The sequence below is a fragment of the Streptococcus sp. SI1 genome (assembly GCF_030439945.1).
In the GTDB taxonomy this organism is placed as follows: domain Bacteria; phylum Bacillota; class Bacilli; order Lactobacillales; family Streptococcaceae; genus Streptococcus; species Streptococcus intermedius.
Map to the genome: position 1 here is coordinate 140169 of NZ_JAQFJE010000003.1, position 14293 is coordinate 154461.

Sequence of the window (14293 nt, forward strand, 5' to 3'; positions counted from 1 at the left end):
ATCATTCGGCATATTCTCCACCCCTTTCCCTTGCATTTTTTCTTTAAAAAATCAGCTCAAAACGATAAAATCCTACCATGAAAAACATGGCAGGACTGTATGTCTTGTGTTACCGTTCAAGCTTTAACTCCGTAGGGCAGTGAAATGACATTAGTCAAAACCTTAGCGATCTCAACTGCTAACCAGCGCATAGTGTCTCCACTACTTTGCGGTAGTCATCCGTATCCCTATGGTAGCCTCACCTACCGATTTTTCATACTAACTATACTCCTCTTAAGAACGATTGTCAACCAAAAGTGACTGTTTTCGAACATTTCTTTTTATTTTATTTGGGCAAGCAACGCACGATTCTCTTACAAATCTCTTCTACCAGTGACTTAGGCGCCGCAATATTTAGTCTCGCATGCAGCTCACCCTCACTTCCATAATCACTTCCCCGATTGAGAATGACTTTTGCTTGGTCATGCAATAAAGTAAAGAGTGCATCATCTGTCAAACCATAGTCACTGAAATCAAGCCAAATCAGATATGTCCCTTGTGGTTTCATAACCTTTAAACGCGGAGCTTCTTGGGCAAAATACTCTACTGCAAATTGAATATTTTCTTCTAACACAGCTTTTAATGCCACTAACCAAGGTTTCCCATAACGATAGGCCGTTTCTGTCGCAATGTAGCCTAAACTTGACACTTCATGGTGGTTATTGACAAGCTGCTGGTGTTTAAATGTTGTACGTAATGAAGGATTTTCAATAATGGCATAGGAATTTTTGGTGCCTGCAATATTAAAAGTCTTGGTAGCGCTAGAAAGTACCAGAGCAAAGTCTTTAAAATCCGGTGAAACAGTATTAAAGGAAACATGTTCATGGCCAAACAAGGTCAAGTCTTGATGAATTTCATCTGATACCAAGATAACATGGTGTTTTTGACAAAGATGACCTATCTGTTCTAAAACTTCCCTTTCCCAAACACGTCCCCCTGGATTGTGCGGATTACAAAGAAGATACAATTTCACATGGTTTTCAATAAGATCTTTTTCTAATTGTTCAAAATCAATTTGAAACAGTCCATTTTCCTCCTTGAGAGAATTGGATACTAATTTTCGATGATTTAACTGGACACTACGGGCGAAAGGCGGATAGACAGGAGAATTGATTAAAACAGCTTCTCCTTCTTTTGTAAAAGCCTGGATTGCAATAGAGATAGATGGTACAACTCCCTCCACAAAGACAACAGCGTCCTTATCAAACGAATACTGATGTTCATTCTTTTCCCAATCCAGCACTGCTTGGAGTAGCTCATCACTTGCATACGTATAGCCATAAACCAACTGTTCTGCATACTTATGAATCGCATTTTTTACTTCAGGCATGACTTCAAAGTCCATATCTGCAATCCATGCTGGCAGTAGTTGAGGATCATTCTCTGTCTCTTTCCACTTATAAGCGTGATGAGATAAGCGATTTGGGGCTGTTTGAAAATTGTATTTGCTCATATTATACCTCCAAAGCAAATGTTAAATCTGTTATCAAATCTCAGCTATCCTCAATTCCAATGGCTAAACGTAACAATTCATCTGTTAAGCCATGGGCTTACCACACGGCTGTTGGAATATCTACATATGTTTGGGCCGCAGGATAAGTAATCAAACTTTCTGCAAAGATAAAGACTTGTAGCCTATTAGCAGATACGAAAGTCTGTTTCATCTTTTACTTTAAAGGAAATCATGCCACTCTTTCTCGGTTTGTGCATTTTTGTAGAACGCTCTATACGAAGAGACAAGGTTTTCACCCCCAAAAAGCAAAAGATAACTATCAAATGGAGATAAAACAGCTCCCGTCATATTGAGATTGAAGTATAGATTTTCATACAGCTCCTACTAAAATATCATTGTGGCCATCTAAACAAAGGAGAGCTGTCAAGACACCTATTACTTCATCTGTTTTAATACCAGCATGAGTTAATAATGTATCTAATTGTAATTTTTTATCCATCATAACCTCTATAAGAACACAAGAAAAGCAATCAACTTTATCATTTGTAAGTGATTCGATTGTAACATCTTACGGAAAGTAGTGGGTTTTATTCTTTTCAAGAGCCAGATATAGTTTTAAATTACAGTAGCTGATGGAAGTTTATCGCCAGAATAGCTATTTCCATTATAACGTAAATGTTATAAATTTTCTACAACATAAAAAAGCCTTACGGCCTTTTAATGAATATGAAATTTTTCACGTAAAGATTGAGCTTTTTCACCAATAAATCGGTCTAACAAGCGAACCCGCAAAGCCATTGCTCCATAAATGATAATTCCCAGACCACCAATCATAATTAAATAAAGCATGCTAGAAATGCGTCCATTTGGATGAAAGACGACTCCCAGTACCACTTCCACAATAGCAATTAAAAGAGACATGATAGCAGTTAAAATCCCTATCAATAAACTCCGTTTAACGAGAATTCTTTGATTGAGTCCTGTTACTTGGCGAATGTGTTGGTACATCAAAACAATTGGAACAATCAATCCGACTGTCGTTGCAAGAAGTGGACCATATGCTCTGAATAAATAAATAAATGGAATTTGCAAAATAAGCTTAACAAGAACTCCATAGCCAAAATAGATAATAGCTTTGCGATTTTGGAAAAGCGCTTGAATCATTGGCGATAAAACAGTATAAATGCCTAAAATAACTGTCTGTAACATAGCAAAAATGAACAAACCTAAAGCTAAACGATCAGGTTTCCCATAAAAAATTGTGTATAATGGACGCGCCACTAAGACAGAGCCAATTGTTGCTGGTAAGAGAAATAACAGTAACATACTTAAGTTATCTTGAACAAGACGTGCTGCAGACTTCAAATCACCTTTGACATAGTTTTCTGTTAGCAGTGGAATTCCTACACCCCCAATAGAAGTTGCTACCGCAATCAAAATCATCGTAATTTTATTGGGATTAGCAGAGAAATAGCTAAACATAACCACCAGCTGAGAATTCGTATAGTTCGTGAACCATTTCATAACATTGATAAAAGTTACTTGGTCAATAATCTGGAAAAGCTGAATAGCAGAACCAGTGATAATAAACGGAATAGCTTCCCGAATCGTATCCACTAAAAGAGCACGACTGTTAATGTTAGTGCTTGACACTGGCTTATGCAGAATGGATGACAGCAAATTCGCTTTCCAGAGGAAATAAATCAAAACCGCCATACTAGCGAACATTCCAATAAAAGCCGCAAATGTTGATTGAGTAACTGCTACAACATAATCTTTAGAGCCCCATTTCATGATAAAGAAAGTTGCAAGCAACATCCAAATAACACGAATCACCTGCTCAGCAATTTGACTGATTGCATATGGTTTTAAATTGTTAAATCCCTGGAAAAAGCCACGGATAACACTCATAGCTGGGAATACCAGTACTGCCCAAGATAGGCTTTGCATGACAGGAATAAGTTCTTTCCCAACGCCTGATACATGCGCAAAGAAAGGTGATAAGAGATACATCACCACTGCAAAAATGACTCCCAACAAGAGCATAAATTTCAAAAATTCACGAATGAGCGTAAAACTATGATCCTTTTGATCCATTGTGTTGTATTTCGCAACTTGCTTAGCGACCGCAACAGGTACGCCTGCTGTGGAAATCAGAAGAAACCAAGCATAAATATTATAGCCCATTGTAAACAAGCCATTAGCTTCTGCACCATGTTTGCCCATCCAGATATACCAAGGAATGATATAAATCGCCCCTAAAAAACGGCTGATAAAGTTACTTGCTGTCAACCAAGCTGTCCCTAGAAGCATTTGTTTTTGTTGAGTTGTTGTTTGTTGGTCCATACATAACCTCTAAAAGTAGTCTTATCTTATTATAAACTTTTCCTTTACACTTGTAAAACCTCCTCATTAAGTTTACAATAGAAATATGATAACATTTGAAAACGCATTAAATATTTTAAAAATTGATCACAATTTCCGCGAAATCATTCATAAGGGTGAATACAATTATAACGCTCCTGATATCACATTTGAGAAGATCAGCTATGACAGTCGCGATGTGACTGCTTCAACTCTTTTCTTTGTCAAGGGTGATAATTTTAAAAAAGAATTTTTAGAAAAAGCTGTTGTAGCGGGATTGCAATTCTATGTCAGTGAGATAGATTTTGAAGTCGCTATACCAGTGATTCTAGTCAATGATGTCAAGCAAGCTATGAGCCTTCTTGCAATGGAATTTTATGGAAATCCACAAGACAAACTCAAATTGCTTGCTTTTACAGGAACTAAGGGCAAGACAACATCTGCTTATTTTGCTTATTATATTCTTCAACAAAATTATAAGCCTGCTTTGTTGTCTACCATGAACACGACGCTCGATGGAGAACATTTCTTCAAATCTACTTTGACAACACCGGAAAGCTTAGATTTGTTCAAAATGATGGCGACAGCGGTTGAAAATGGCCGAACTCATCTGATCATGGAAGTTTCCAGCCAGGCTTATTTAAAAAAGCGAGTTTACGGTTTAACTTTTGACGTTGGTGTTTTCCTCAATATCAGTCCTGATCATATCGGACCAATTGAACATCCGACATTTGAAGATTATTTTTATCATAAACGACTCCTCATGGAAAATAGCCGAGCTGTTGTAGTTAATAGCGAAATGGATTATTTCCAAGTGGTAGCGGAACAAGTTACATCTATAGAACATGATTTCTATGGACAATATTCCGACAATCAAATTCATCATTCGCAAGCATTTTCTTTTGAAACAAGGGGAATCCTCACAGAAAAATTTGACATTCAGCTAATCGGACGGTTTAACCAAGAAAATGCACTTGCTGCTAGCCTTGCCTGTCTACGCTTAGGTGCCACTATTTCTGATATAAAGAAAGGCATTGCTGCTACACGTGTACCTGGGCGCATGGAAGTGCTAACTCAAAACAATGGTGCAAAAGTTTTTGTTGATTATGCGCACAATGGTGTCAGTCTGGCTAATCTCCTATCTGTCGTTCAAAAACACCAAAAAGGCAAAATTGTTTTAGTACTTGGTGCAACCGGAAATAAAGGAGAAAGTCGTCGCAAAGATTTTGGACAACTACTCAATCGCCATCCAGAATTAATCGTTATCTTGACAGCAGATGACCCTAACTACGAAGATCCGATTGCCATTGCTAAAGAAATTGCCAGCTACATTTCTTTTGACGTTTACACGATTGCAGACCGCAAAGAAGCTATCAAAAAAGCTCTTAGCTTAACAAACAAAGAAGGTGATGCTGTCATTCTAGCTGGTAAAGGTGCTGATTGTTACCAAATCATAAATGGAGAAAAAGCAGACTATCTAGGCGATTACGCGATTGCGGAAAGGTATTTATAGAATTGAATAAAGGTCGAAGACTGTTGTCTCGACCTTTATTTGTTGAGGGAAAGATATGAATTCATACTAATATGAAAAATAATATAACCACAATTTCTTTAATAGCGTAATTCTTATTTTTTACTATTTTCTCCAACTAATCAAAACATACAGTAGACTTGAGCCATACATATCTGCAAGAGCGTGCACGAGGAAAAATGGTAAGAGATTTTTAACCTTATATTTGTAAAGAAAATAATAGAGAAGTCCAAAGCCAACACCAATCGTTAGCGCCCAGAGCATGCCCTGATAAGTATGGAAAGAAATACGAATGATTGTCGAATAAAGAAGAATCCACCACTTATATCTATCTTGAACAGAAGTCAGTAATCCCAAGAAGAAAAATTCTTCATAAAAGCCATTCAGCAGATCATAGAGAATAGCCCTAGGTGTCAAATCGATAAGCTTACGGAAAATTTCTGTCAAATCAATGTATTTCCATAATTGAGGATCAAAATAGTTATATTCTCCGCTAAGGGTCGTCACGGTATCTGATAGAATCCCCATAACTGCAAAAATAAATGGAACCCAAAAGAGTACAGACCACGATAAGCGAATCGGCAACTGCTTAAAGTCAAATCGACGAAACAACAAATATACTACCGTCAGAGCTAACATGAGAAGTTGTAATTCTAAGTTACTAGAATAAGCGGCTCCATCATTTACTGTTTTATTCGTTGTATCTGCTGCTGTTGCCGTTGTGGACGGGGACAGACTAGCAAGATACAGTTCTGTCGAACGATAGATGAATTGTCCAAACAGCAGAGCTGTCACGACGACAATATCAAACCATTTCAGATATTTTAGTGGTTGAGGCGGACGAATTTTTGCTAAAGTATTCATGATACACTCCTTTCATGAAACGACATGGCGCAGAATAGAACTCAAAAATAGAATATTTCTAGATGACAGCCTCCCCCTCGCAAAGTGACTCAACATTCTAGAAGTCTATCATGATGATGACTGATAAAAACTTCGTTTTCGTTAAAGGTGTTTTTCCAAGCTTGAAAAGTGAGCAGTTTTAAGACTTTCTTTACACGCCTTATCTGTCAGCTAGTGCATTGTTGATTTATTGTACTGTATATTTTAAAGCTGGAGACTCCCACTCTCGCTTCATGCTAAATTTAATTTTTTTACTTATAATAAATCTATCAATAAACCTTAAAATCTGTTTATTCTATAATTTTGAGCTTGAAAAGTCTACTGATTCCTTTGCACGAAAAGTTAAAGTTGCCTTATCAAAATCCAAACACAGTTCATATCGTCCCGCTTCGTTAGGCGTAATATAGCCTAGAATCGCTAGAGCACCTACAAAAATATCACGCCGTTTCTGCATCAGCTCAGTTTTACGACCATACTTCAACAGAAAAGTCGTCATATATTTTAGAGCATATTCAGGATTCACATCTCCTAGTAGAGCATGAAGTTTCTGTTGCTGATTGGTCAATGGGTATTGTTGCTTCAGCTTATAAAAATAATTGGAAAGCGTCAATTGATTTCTAAGAAAATCTGTTTTTTCCACTAGAACTGCTTGATTGGTTTGGTTAGTCAAGTATGTCTCAAAGCGCAAATTCAGCAATTCTTGATAAAGAGGACTATCATCTCGTACAAAGACCTCCTGATCAAAAGACAAATCCATCACATCTCCCAACAGAGGAACCGTTTGGTGATATCGTTTATTTGCTCGAACCACATAACCTGCCTTGATATAGTCTTCTATAGAACGATCAATGTTGGCAAAGTTTGCAAATTCACGTTTAATCTCTCGCAAAGAAACATCGTCATGTCGGTCTAAGTAATTTATCAATTTGAAAAAAAATGGCTGACGTGTTAAACGAGATGGATTAAAAATCTGAATCATAAAGATTCCTTTCTTTACATTTCAAAAGTGGAGATGCTGCTAACTGACTAGGATTTGTACCAGGCTGGTTCACTGGTACAGGAAGCCCCAGCTCTCTATAATAATCACTCCAAAAATCACTAATTTCCTGATCACCATCCCCAAACTTCATAGGAATAGTTTCGAAAATAGGCAGGATTTCTGCGATGTACTGGGAACAATAAAACCCATCCCCATCTGGATAAAAGGAAGCATTGTAGGATGCTTCTAGGTGCTGGCAAGCCCTTTCTTTAACTCGCAGAGGTTCTATATCTGGATAGACATAGAGATCATAAATACGATTAGACTCAAAAAAATCTGCTGGCTTTTGACAGCTAACACCTGCTTCTGTGCTAGCATGGTAGATCAATCCCTCCAAAAAGATAGCAACATGGCTATAGCTACCTGTCGAAGTCTGGATAGCTCGCCCCATATCAGAACTCTCTTTCACAAAAATCAAGTCGCCATTTTCTAACATACTTCTCTCCTAGAAAAAAAGGAGCCGAGACCCCTTTAGCTATAAGGAAACAAGAATTTCCTAATTCAATTGCTAGTCAAATTATTGTCGTCTAAATAATTCATCAACTATACTATAAGAATCACTCTAGCTGAAAATAATAAAGTAGCACTAAACTTCCAAATGATAGAACAAAGTAGAGGACTCCTATTTGCAACCCATACAAATACCAAAAACTACCACTAACTAGAATAAAAATCGATGTCTCAGTAACGATGCGTTGCCATTTTTTAAAGCATATAGAGATTTTGGTGCCATATATCGAGCCCAGAATAAGATTAATAGAACTGCTAGAAGAAAAAACAGGAATTTTTCCAATCAGGAAATTTGTAGCACAGACACAGAGAAAAGACCAAAGATTGCTACAATCTCAACCAAAAAGCGTAGTCCTTCAATCAATCGTATCATACCATCACCTTGTATAAGTAGTCAAATTAGCAGTTCCTAACATTCATTAAGAATTACCCATTAAAGCTTTCAGTCAATTGAGGCACTACTTGTTTCTTACGGGAAACAGCACCAGCCAAGAAAGCGTGGTTGTTTTCAAGTTTAAAGTTGAAGGCTGCTTCAACCTTGTCCATGTTTGATCCAAGTGCAAGGATTTCTGAGTTTGAGTTAACGATATCTGTAATCATCAAAACGAAGTCAGAATAACCATTTGCTGCATTAGCTGCTTGCATTGCTGCTTCCAATTCACCTTGACGTTCTAAGACTTCTGCAATATCAACTGTGTTGACTTGTGCTACACGAACTTGGTTTCCGTTTAATTCGAATGTTTTAGCATCAATATCAATCAGTTCTTCTGCTGTTTTGCTAGCCAAGTTAGTTCCAGCCTTTAGCATTGCCAAACCATATTCTTCCAAATTTACACTAGCAAGTTCAGCCAATTCTGGAGCAATGACCTTATCACTTGGATGTGTGGTAGGTGATTTCAAAAGAAGAGTATCCGAAATCAAACCTGAGAGCATTAGTCCTGCGAGTTCTTTTGGTACAGCTACGCCACATTCTTTAAACATGCGATAAACGATAGAAGATGCAGAACCAACAGGCTCCAAACGCATATAAAGCGGGCTGGCTGTTTCAAAATTCGCTACACGGTGATGATCCACAACGCCATACACTTCTACCTCTGCAATGTCAGAAATAGACTGTTGAAATTCATTATGGTCTGTTAAAATGACTTGCTCAACTCCTTCTGCTTTGGCAGATGTCACCACACGCGGTGCTTCTACACCAAAATAGTTCAAGACAAAAGCTGTTTCTTCATTTGGAGTCCCAAGAGCCACTGCTTCTGTATCCAAGCCATAAACTTCACGCGCAAGATAAGCAAAGGCCACAGCTGAGCCAATCGCATCTGAATCTGGATTTTGATGACCGAAAACTAAAATTTTAGACATGATAGTACCTCATAAACTTTTTATACACCTTATTTTAGCACAATTTTAAGATTTTCACAAAGAGAGGAATAGAAAAGCACTTAATCGTCAGTTTTTCTAGCTAACTTCTTAAGTGCTGGTCAACATTTCACTTTCTACTTTTGATCAACTATTATGTATGCGATTCATATACTCTGTATAGGATTCGGTTTTCATGAGTTCTTTGGCATTTTTTACTCGGTCAGCGGTTGGTGGTTTAATACCTTCTAATGGATAAGGAATTCCTAATTCACGCCATTTAAATTCTCCCATTGTATGATAAGGTAGCACTTCAAATTTATCAACTGTTTTTAAAGTTTTGACAAACTCACCTAATTCTTTTAAGTCGTCATCACGGTCTGTTAACGTTGGAACCAAAACATGGCGAATCCACATTGGAACACCTTTATCAGATAAATATTTTGCACATTCCAAAATATTCTTATTAGTGTGCCCTGTTACAAATCTATGCTGAGCATCATTGACTTCTTTAATATCCAGCAACACTAAATCTGTCACTTCAAGTAAACGATCAAAAACTTTGAGATACTCTGGTGTATTGCGGAAAGGCATCGCACAAGTATCTAAAGTGCAATGAATTCCCAATTCTTTAGCTTTGGTAAAGAGTGCAGTTACAAAATTAATCTGCAAAAGAGCTTCACCTCCACTTACTGTAATCCCACCTTTTTTACCCCAAAATCCACGATACCGAAGAGCTTCTTGCAAGACATCTTCAACCGTTCGCTCTCTTGAATTATTTGTTTCCATTGCCCATGTATCTGGATTGTGGCAATATTGACAACGCATTTTACAACCCTGTAAAAAGACAATGAAACGAATACCAGGCCCATCAACAGCTCCAAAACTTTCAGTCGAATGAACCATACCTGTTACTTTTCCATAATCAATTACTTCTTTTTTCATCGTCTTATCCTCTTGAAAACGTTTTATGTTACTATTATAACACTTCTTTTCTATATGGAGGCATAATTTGCCTATTTTTTAGAAAATAATCTGTTTTTCAGTTTCATTTTCAATATTTTTCAAAACAAATGAGATTGAGAACTATGCCCTCAATCTCTCATTACTATATTATTTTGTTAATTTTTTTCTAAAGAGAAGTGTTACACTAAACAAGAGTAATCCTACAACAGCTACTTCAGTACCTTTTGTTCCTGTAGATGGTAAAGTTCCTTTTTCACCAGATTTCTCAGCTTTATTTTCGTCAGAAGGCTTAGGGCTAGCTGGTGGAGTTTCCTGCTTCTTACTGAAGTCAAGCTGAGCAATAACAGGATCGTGATCTGATGCCCGGCCATGTTCTTCCATGAAAGAAGCATTGATATGAACTGGTGAGAATACTGTCTTATCAGCAATGTTTTTTGAGACAAAGATATTGTCTAAACTTTGATTGCTACCACGATAGAAATAAGAATAGCGGTCTGCTGCGTCGTGATTAAGCATCATATTGACTAATTCATTACCAGCCACTGCTTTGGCAGTTTCTGAAAATTCAAAGTCATTAAAGTCACCAGTCAAGACAAACTTCAAATTAGGATTTTGCTTCAAACCTTCTTTGACAAAAGCGTTCAACAGCTTGCCTTGCTCAATGCGTTGGGCCAAGGTGTTTTGTACTGCTGGTTGCTTGGCGCCATACACTGCATCATCACCAAGCTTAGATTTCAAATGATTGGCAATGACGACAATATGCTCACCTTTAAATTCAAATTCTGCTGCTAAGGATTTTCTAACTTTCGTAAAAATTGGATTGGTCGGGTCAATTCTTGCAGGATTTTTGACTAGGTGTCCATCTTTAAACGCAGCTGCTTCTGTGCTCTTTCCTGCTTCTCGCTCCACTAGTTTTACTCTTTGAGGGTTATACAAGTAAGCTACACGAATATTGGAGCCCGGTTTCCCTCCATCTGCTCCATCAACAGGGGCGACTTCAGTATATTTGTATTCTTTTCCACCTAATTGTTTAATGCGAGCAGCTAGTTTTTCACCACTTTTTACACCACTAACTGTTCCGTCATTAACGCTTCCATTATTATCTTGAACTTCTATCAGGGTAATAATATCTGGACTATGAATTTCATTGATAAAGGACTTAGCAATTTTGTCTACTTTTTCATCAGGGGTTTCACCAGCTGCGTTATTTGCGGAGAAATTTTCGATATTGTAAGAAGCAATCGTCAATTTATCCTCACTTGGGTAAATTTTGGAAACTTCTCTTTTTAAACCACCATCTTGTAAGTCTGGTAATTTGGTTGGGTTCAACTTGTAAATTCTACCTCGGTAAGTCACAACACCAACCACATCTTCATTAAAGTAGTCCTTAGCTTTTGCAACATATGTATTTCCCACGTAGACTGGAATAGTTGCTGTGTTTTGGACATTAGGGCGAAGATTGACACCACCGATATTATTGAGTGGAAGGTCTTGGTAAGCAGCAGGCAAAAGATAAATATCTCCTCGATATTGTGGGCCAAGCACACGAGGTTTTTTCACTGTTGTCAACATACCCTCCAGACTTTCCCAATAATCCAATGCATCATGTTCTGGATCATAAGTAGTCGGAGTATTGTCCACGATATCTTTTGGCATTCGCTCTGAAATATTAATCGGTTCTGGTAATGCGGCTGTACCGTTTTTTGTTATCTTAGAAGCAAATAATTGTGTGACTGTTAAACTATTAGTCGGCTTTTTAAACTCTTGCCCTGGACGAAGGCCGAGAGCTTCCATATAGCCTTCTTTGACTTCACCTTCGATAGTTAATTGATCTCCTACAGCGACCTTTTCCTGCGAAACTACATAAATAGCATCTGAAGTCTTAGTATTTCCATCACCTTTGATGTCCTGCACGTAAAAACCATATTGGTCTGTTTTTGTCACAACCACATTGGCAACACGAACCTTTTTCCCATTATAAGGTGATTCATGTGACTCGCCCTGTATTTGACCTATATTAGCAACCTGAGTAACTTTCGAAGTATCAGTTCGTTCTTCACCGCTTGCAGCTTCTGTCCTACCTGTTCCTTCCCTATTGCCACTTGCTTCGCTCATACTGCTTGCTGAACTTTCAGAAGCACGTTTTGATGATTGCGACTGCGTTGTTGAAGCAACAGAACCAGACCCTGAAGTTGTCGTTACAGAAGTTTCTGAACCTGTGGAACTACTCTCTTTCGCCTGAACAAGAGGACTAACAGTGGTGTTTGCTAACAAAATAGCTGTCGCAAACAAGACAGATAATTGCTTTGAACTTTTTTTCATATATTCTCCTTTACATCATAAATTGGAAATTAAATTTCCTTGAGATGTGTTCCTACCGTAACTATTATAAATAAAACAGAAGAATAGCGCAAGCGCTTTCTATCGAGTTTTAAAAAATCGGCTGAAATATTCAGTCGATTTTAGAATTTATTGCTGCAATTCGTGTTTCTTCATCAGAATAGCCAAACTTTCATAAGGTCTCAAGGTCATAACAGCCTCCACTTGGGAATCTCCATAATTAGAAAGGAGCATTTCACCATTCTGATACTCCGGTAACACATCTACTGTAATCGGATCCGAGTAGAAGTTATTGAGCACTAACAGTTTTTCATCACCCAACTGACGCTCGAAGGCATAGACTTGCTGGCTATCTTCATAAGCTGGTTTGTAGCTGCCCTCCGCTATAAGAGGCAATTTTTTACGAAGAGCAATCAATTTTTGGTAAAAAGTAAAAATTGGACCTTGAATTTCCTTCTCAACATTGATTTCCGGATAAAACTTACCTACTTTTAACCAAGGAGTTCCACTTGTGAAACCAGCATTCGCTGAGCTATCCCATTGCATAGGAGTACGAGAATTGTCACGAGATTTAGCTTGAATAATCTTAAACGCTTCTTCTACTTGCTTCCCTTCATTTAGTAACATTTTGTATGCATTGAAAGATTCAACATCTGCATAATCTTCCATGCTATCATAGCCTGGGTCAATCATACCAATTTCTTCTCCCATATAAATGTAAGGTGTTCCACGAGATAAATGGATACTTGCTGCCAACATTGTTGCACCTTCATTGCGGAAATTCTTAACATCTACAAAACGATTTAGTGCGTGAGGCTGGTCATGATTGTTCCAGAAAAGAGCACTCCAACCATTATGATCGCTCATCTCCTTGCCCCATGTATGGAAAAGACGCTTTAATTCCTCGAAATCAAAATTCTTCAGTGTCCATTTCTTGCCATTTTCATAATCCACTTTTAAATGGTGAAAATTGAAAGCCATAGATAATTCGTGACGTTCCGGAGCTGTATAAAGAATACAATTTTCAATATTCGTCGCGCTCATTTCACCAACAGTCATAATAGTCTCATCCGTTCCAAAAGTCTCCTCATTCAACATGTGAAGATACTCGTGTACGATAGGTCTATCAGTATAGGCTGGCTTCCCGTCATTCTCCGGACAATTCTCTAATATTTCATCCTTCCCGATGACGTTAATCACATCAAAACGGAACCCCTTCACACCCTTGCCTAGCCAAAAATTGACAACTTTAAAGAGTTCCTCACGAACATGAGGATTGCGCCAATTAAGATCAGCCTGGGTCACATCATAAAGATGCAAATAGTACTTGCCGGTCTTTCCAAAAGGTGCCCATGCATTTCCACCAAACTTAGACAGCCAATCTGTCGGCTCGTCGCGTAGAAAAAAGAAGTCTTGGTAATATTTATCCCCAGCTAGTGCTTTTTGAAACCACTCATGTTCAGTTGAGCAATGGTTGAGTACCATGTCTAGCATAAAATCAATGCCATATTCTTTTCCTACCTTGACCATTTCTTCAAAATCAGCCATATTTCCAAACAGTGGATTTACCGCAGTATAGTTTGAAATATCATAACCATTATCATGCTGTGGGCTAGGATAAAAAGGATTCAACCAAACCATATCTACTCCCAATTGGGCAAGATAAGGAATTTTTTCAATGATCCCTTGTAAATCTCCAATACCATTTCCTGTAGTGTCTTTATAAGATTTTGGATAGATCTGATAGACTACTTTTCTTTTATCGAATGTCATTTATTTTCCTTTTCTA

The 14293-nt window shown here is 37.8% G+C and carries 11 protein-coding genes, 1 pseudogene and 1 riboswitch; of the genes and pseudogenes, 1 reads left to right on the forward strand and 11 read right to left on the reverse strand.

Features of this window, described 5'->3' with window-relative positions; all coding sequences use genetic code 11:
• Positions 1 to 104: 104 nt before the first annotated feature.
• A riboswitch (M-box (ykoK) riboswitch) is annotated at positions 105 to 257 on the reverse strand.
• 68 nt (positions 258 to 325) lie between these two features.
• The 4 genes and pseudogenes from PCY10_RS04940 to PCY10_RS04955 all read right to left on the reverse strand — a co-directional run bounded on the left by PCY10_RS04940 (position 326) and on the right by PCY10_RS04955 (position 3838).
• Complete coding sequence (locus tag PCY10_RS04940) at positions 326 to 1492, reverse strand: MalY/PatB family protein (RefSeq protein WP_125412081.1); 1167 nt, start codon at positions 1490 to 1492, stop codon at positions 326 to 328.
• Positions 1493 to 1532: 40 nt separating this feature from the next.
• Positions 1533 to 1867, reverse strand: a pseudogene (locus tag PCY10_RS04945) (PLP-dependent transferase); the annotation flags it as partial.
• Positions 1863 to 1991: a hypothetical protein gene (locus PCY10_RS04950; RefSeq protein ID WP_275426111.1), complete on the reverse strand. Its 129-nt coding sequence runs from the start codon at positions 1989 to 1991 to the stop codon at positions 1863 to 1865. The pseudogene PCY10_RS04945 and the gene PCY10_RS04950, both read right to left, overlap by 5 nt.
• Before the next feature lie 218 nt (positions 1992 to 2209).
• Entirely contained in the window at positions 2210 to 3838 is a 1629-nt protein-coding gene (locus PCY10_RS04955; protein ID WP_021003010.1) for a polysaccharide biosynthesis protein, read from the reverse strand.
• 85 nt (positions 3839 to 3923) lie between these two features.
• Between PCY10_RS04955 and PCY10_RS04960 the strand changes: the two genes are divergently transcribed.
• Entirely contained in the window at positions 3924 to 5369 is a 1446-nt protein-coding gene (locus PCY10_RS04960; RefSeq protein ID WP_021003011.1) for a UDP-N-acetylmuramoyl-L-alanyl-D-glutamate--L-lysine ligase, read from the forward strand.
• 123 nt (positions 5370 to 5492) lie between these two features.
• Here PCY10_RS04960 and PCY10_RS04965 read toward each other — a convergent pair whose 3' ends face one another.
• The 7 genes from PCY10_RS04965 to treC form a co-directional block, all read right to left on the reverse strand.
• Positions 5493 to 6251 (reverse strand): CPBP family intramembrane glutamic endopeptidase, encoded by a 759-nt coding sequence (locus PCY10_RS04965; RefSeq protein WP_020998951.1) that lies wholly within the window; start codon positions 6249 to 6251, stop codon positions 5493 to 5495.
• Positions 6252 to 6585: 334 nt separating this feature from the next.
• Positions 6586 to 7269, reverse strand: coding sequence for a DUF1803 domain-containing protein (locus PCY10_RS04970; RefSeq protein WP_301558930.1), 684 nt, complete (start codon positions 7267 to 7269; stop codon positions 6586 to 6588).
• Entirely contained in the window at positions 7253 to 7765 is a 513-nt protein-coding gene (locus PCY10_RS04975) for a YiiX/YebB-like N1pC/P60 family cysteine hydrolase (protein ID WP_125363958.1), read from the reverse strand. Before PCY10_RS04975 ends, PCY10_RS04970 begins: the two co-directional genes overlap by 17 nt.
• Before the next feature lie 500 nt (positions 7766 to 8265).
• Positions 8266 to 9201 carry a manganese-dependent inorganic pyrophosphatase gene (locus PCY10_RS04980; protein ID WP_021003013.1) on the reverse strand — a complete coding sequence of 312 codons (936 nt, stop codon included), beginning with the start codon at positions 9199 to 9201 and terminating at the stop codon, positions 8266 to 8268.
• A 144-nt stretch (positions 9202 to 9345) separates the two neighbouring features.
• Complete coding sequence (pflA, locus tag PCY10_RS04985; RefSeq protein WP_003073553.1) at positions 9346 to 10143, reverse strand: pyruvate formate-lyase-activating protein; 798 nt, start codon at positions 10141 to 10143, stop codon at positions 9346 to 9348.
• A gap of 168 nt (positions 10144 to 10311) precedes the next feature.
• On the reverse strand, positions 10312 to 12486 hold the full coding sequence (locus tag PCY10_RS04990; protein ID WP_009568188.1) for an endonuclease/exonuclease/phosphatase family protein: 2175 nt from the start codon (positions 12484 to 12486) through the stop codon (positions 10312 to 10314).
• A 147-nt stretch (positions 12487 to 12633) separates the two neighbouring features.
• Positions 12634 to 14277 carry an alpha,alpha-phosphotrehalase gene (treC, locus tag PCY10_RS04995; RefSeq protein ID WP_021003015.1) on the reverse strand — a complete coding sequence of 548 codons (1644 nt, stop codon included), beginning with the start codon at positions 14275 to 14277 and terminating at the stop codon, positions 12634 to 12636.
• Positions 14278 to 14293 lie beyond the last annotated feature (16 nt).

Excerpts from the sequence above, each read along its gene's own strand:
- PCY10_RS04940 (WP_125412081.1), bottom strand. The coding sequence starts at position 1,492 with ATGAGCAAATACAATTTTCAAACAGCCCCAAATCGCTTATCTCATCAC.
- PCY10_RS04950 (WP_275426111.1), bottom strand. The coding sequence starts at position 1,991 with ATGGATAAAAAATTACAATTAGATACATTATTAACTCATGCTGGTATT.
- PCY10_RS04955 (WP_021003010.1), bottom strand. The coding sequence starts at position 3,838 with ATGGACCAACAAACAACAACTCAACAAAAACAAATGCTTCTAGGGACA.
- PCY10_RS04960 (WP_021003011.1), top strand. The coding sequence starts at position 3,924 with ATGATAACATTTGAAAACGCATTAAATATTTTAAAAATTGATCACAAT.
- PCY10_RS04965 (WP_020998951.1), bottom strand. The coding sequence starts at position 6,251 with ATGAATACTTTAGCAAAAATTCGTCCGCCTCAACCACTAAAATATCTG.
- PCY10_RS04970 (WP_301558930.1), bottom strand. The coding sequence starts at position 7,269 with ATGATTCAGATTTTTAATCCATCTCGTTTAACACGTCAGCCATTTTTT.
- PCY10_RS04975 (WP_125363958.1), bottom strand. The coding sequence starts at position 7,765 with ATGTTAGAAAATGGCGACTTGATTTTTGTGAAAGAGAGTTCTGATATG.
- PCY10_RS04980 (WP_021003013.1), bottom strand. The coding sequence starts at position 9,201 with ATGTCTAAAATTTTAGTTTTCGGTCATCAAAATCCAGATTCAGATGCG.
- pflA (WP_003073553.1), bottom strand. The coding sequence starts at position 10,143 with ATGAAAAAAGAAGTAATTGATTATGGAAAAGTAACAGGTATGGTTCAT.
- PCY10_RS04990 (WP_009568188.1), bottom strand. The coding sequence starts at position 12,486 with ATGAAAAAAAGTTCAAAGCAATTATCTGTCTTGTTTGCGACAGCTATT.
- treC (WP_021003015.1), bottom strand. The coding sequence starts at position 14,277 with ATGACATTCGATAAAAGAAAAGTAGTCTATCAGATCTATCCAAAATCT.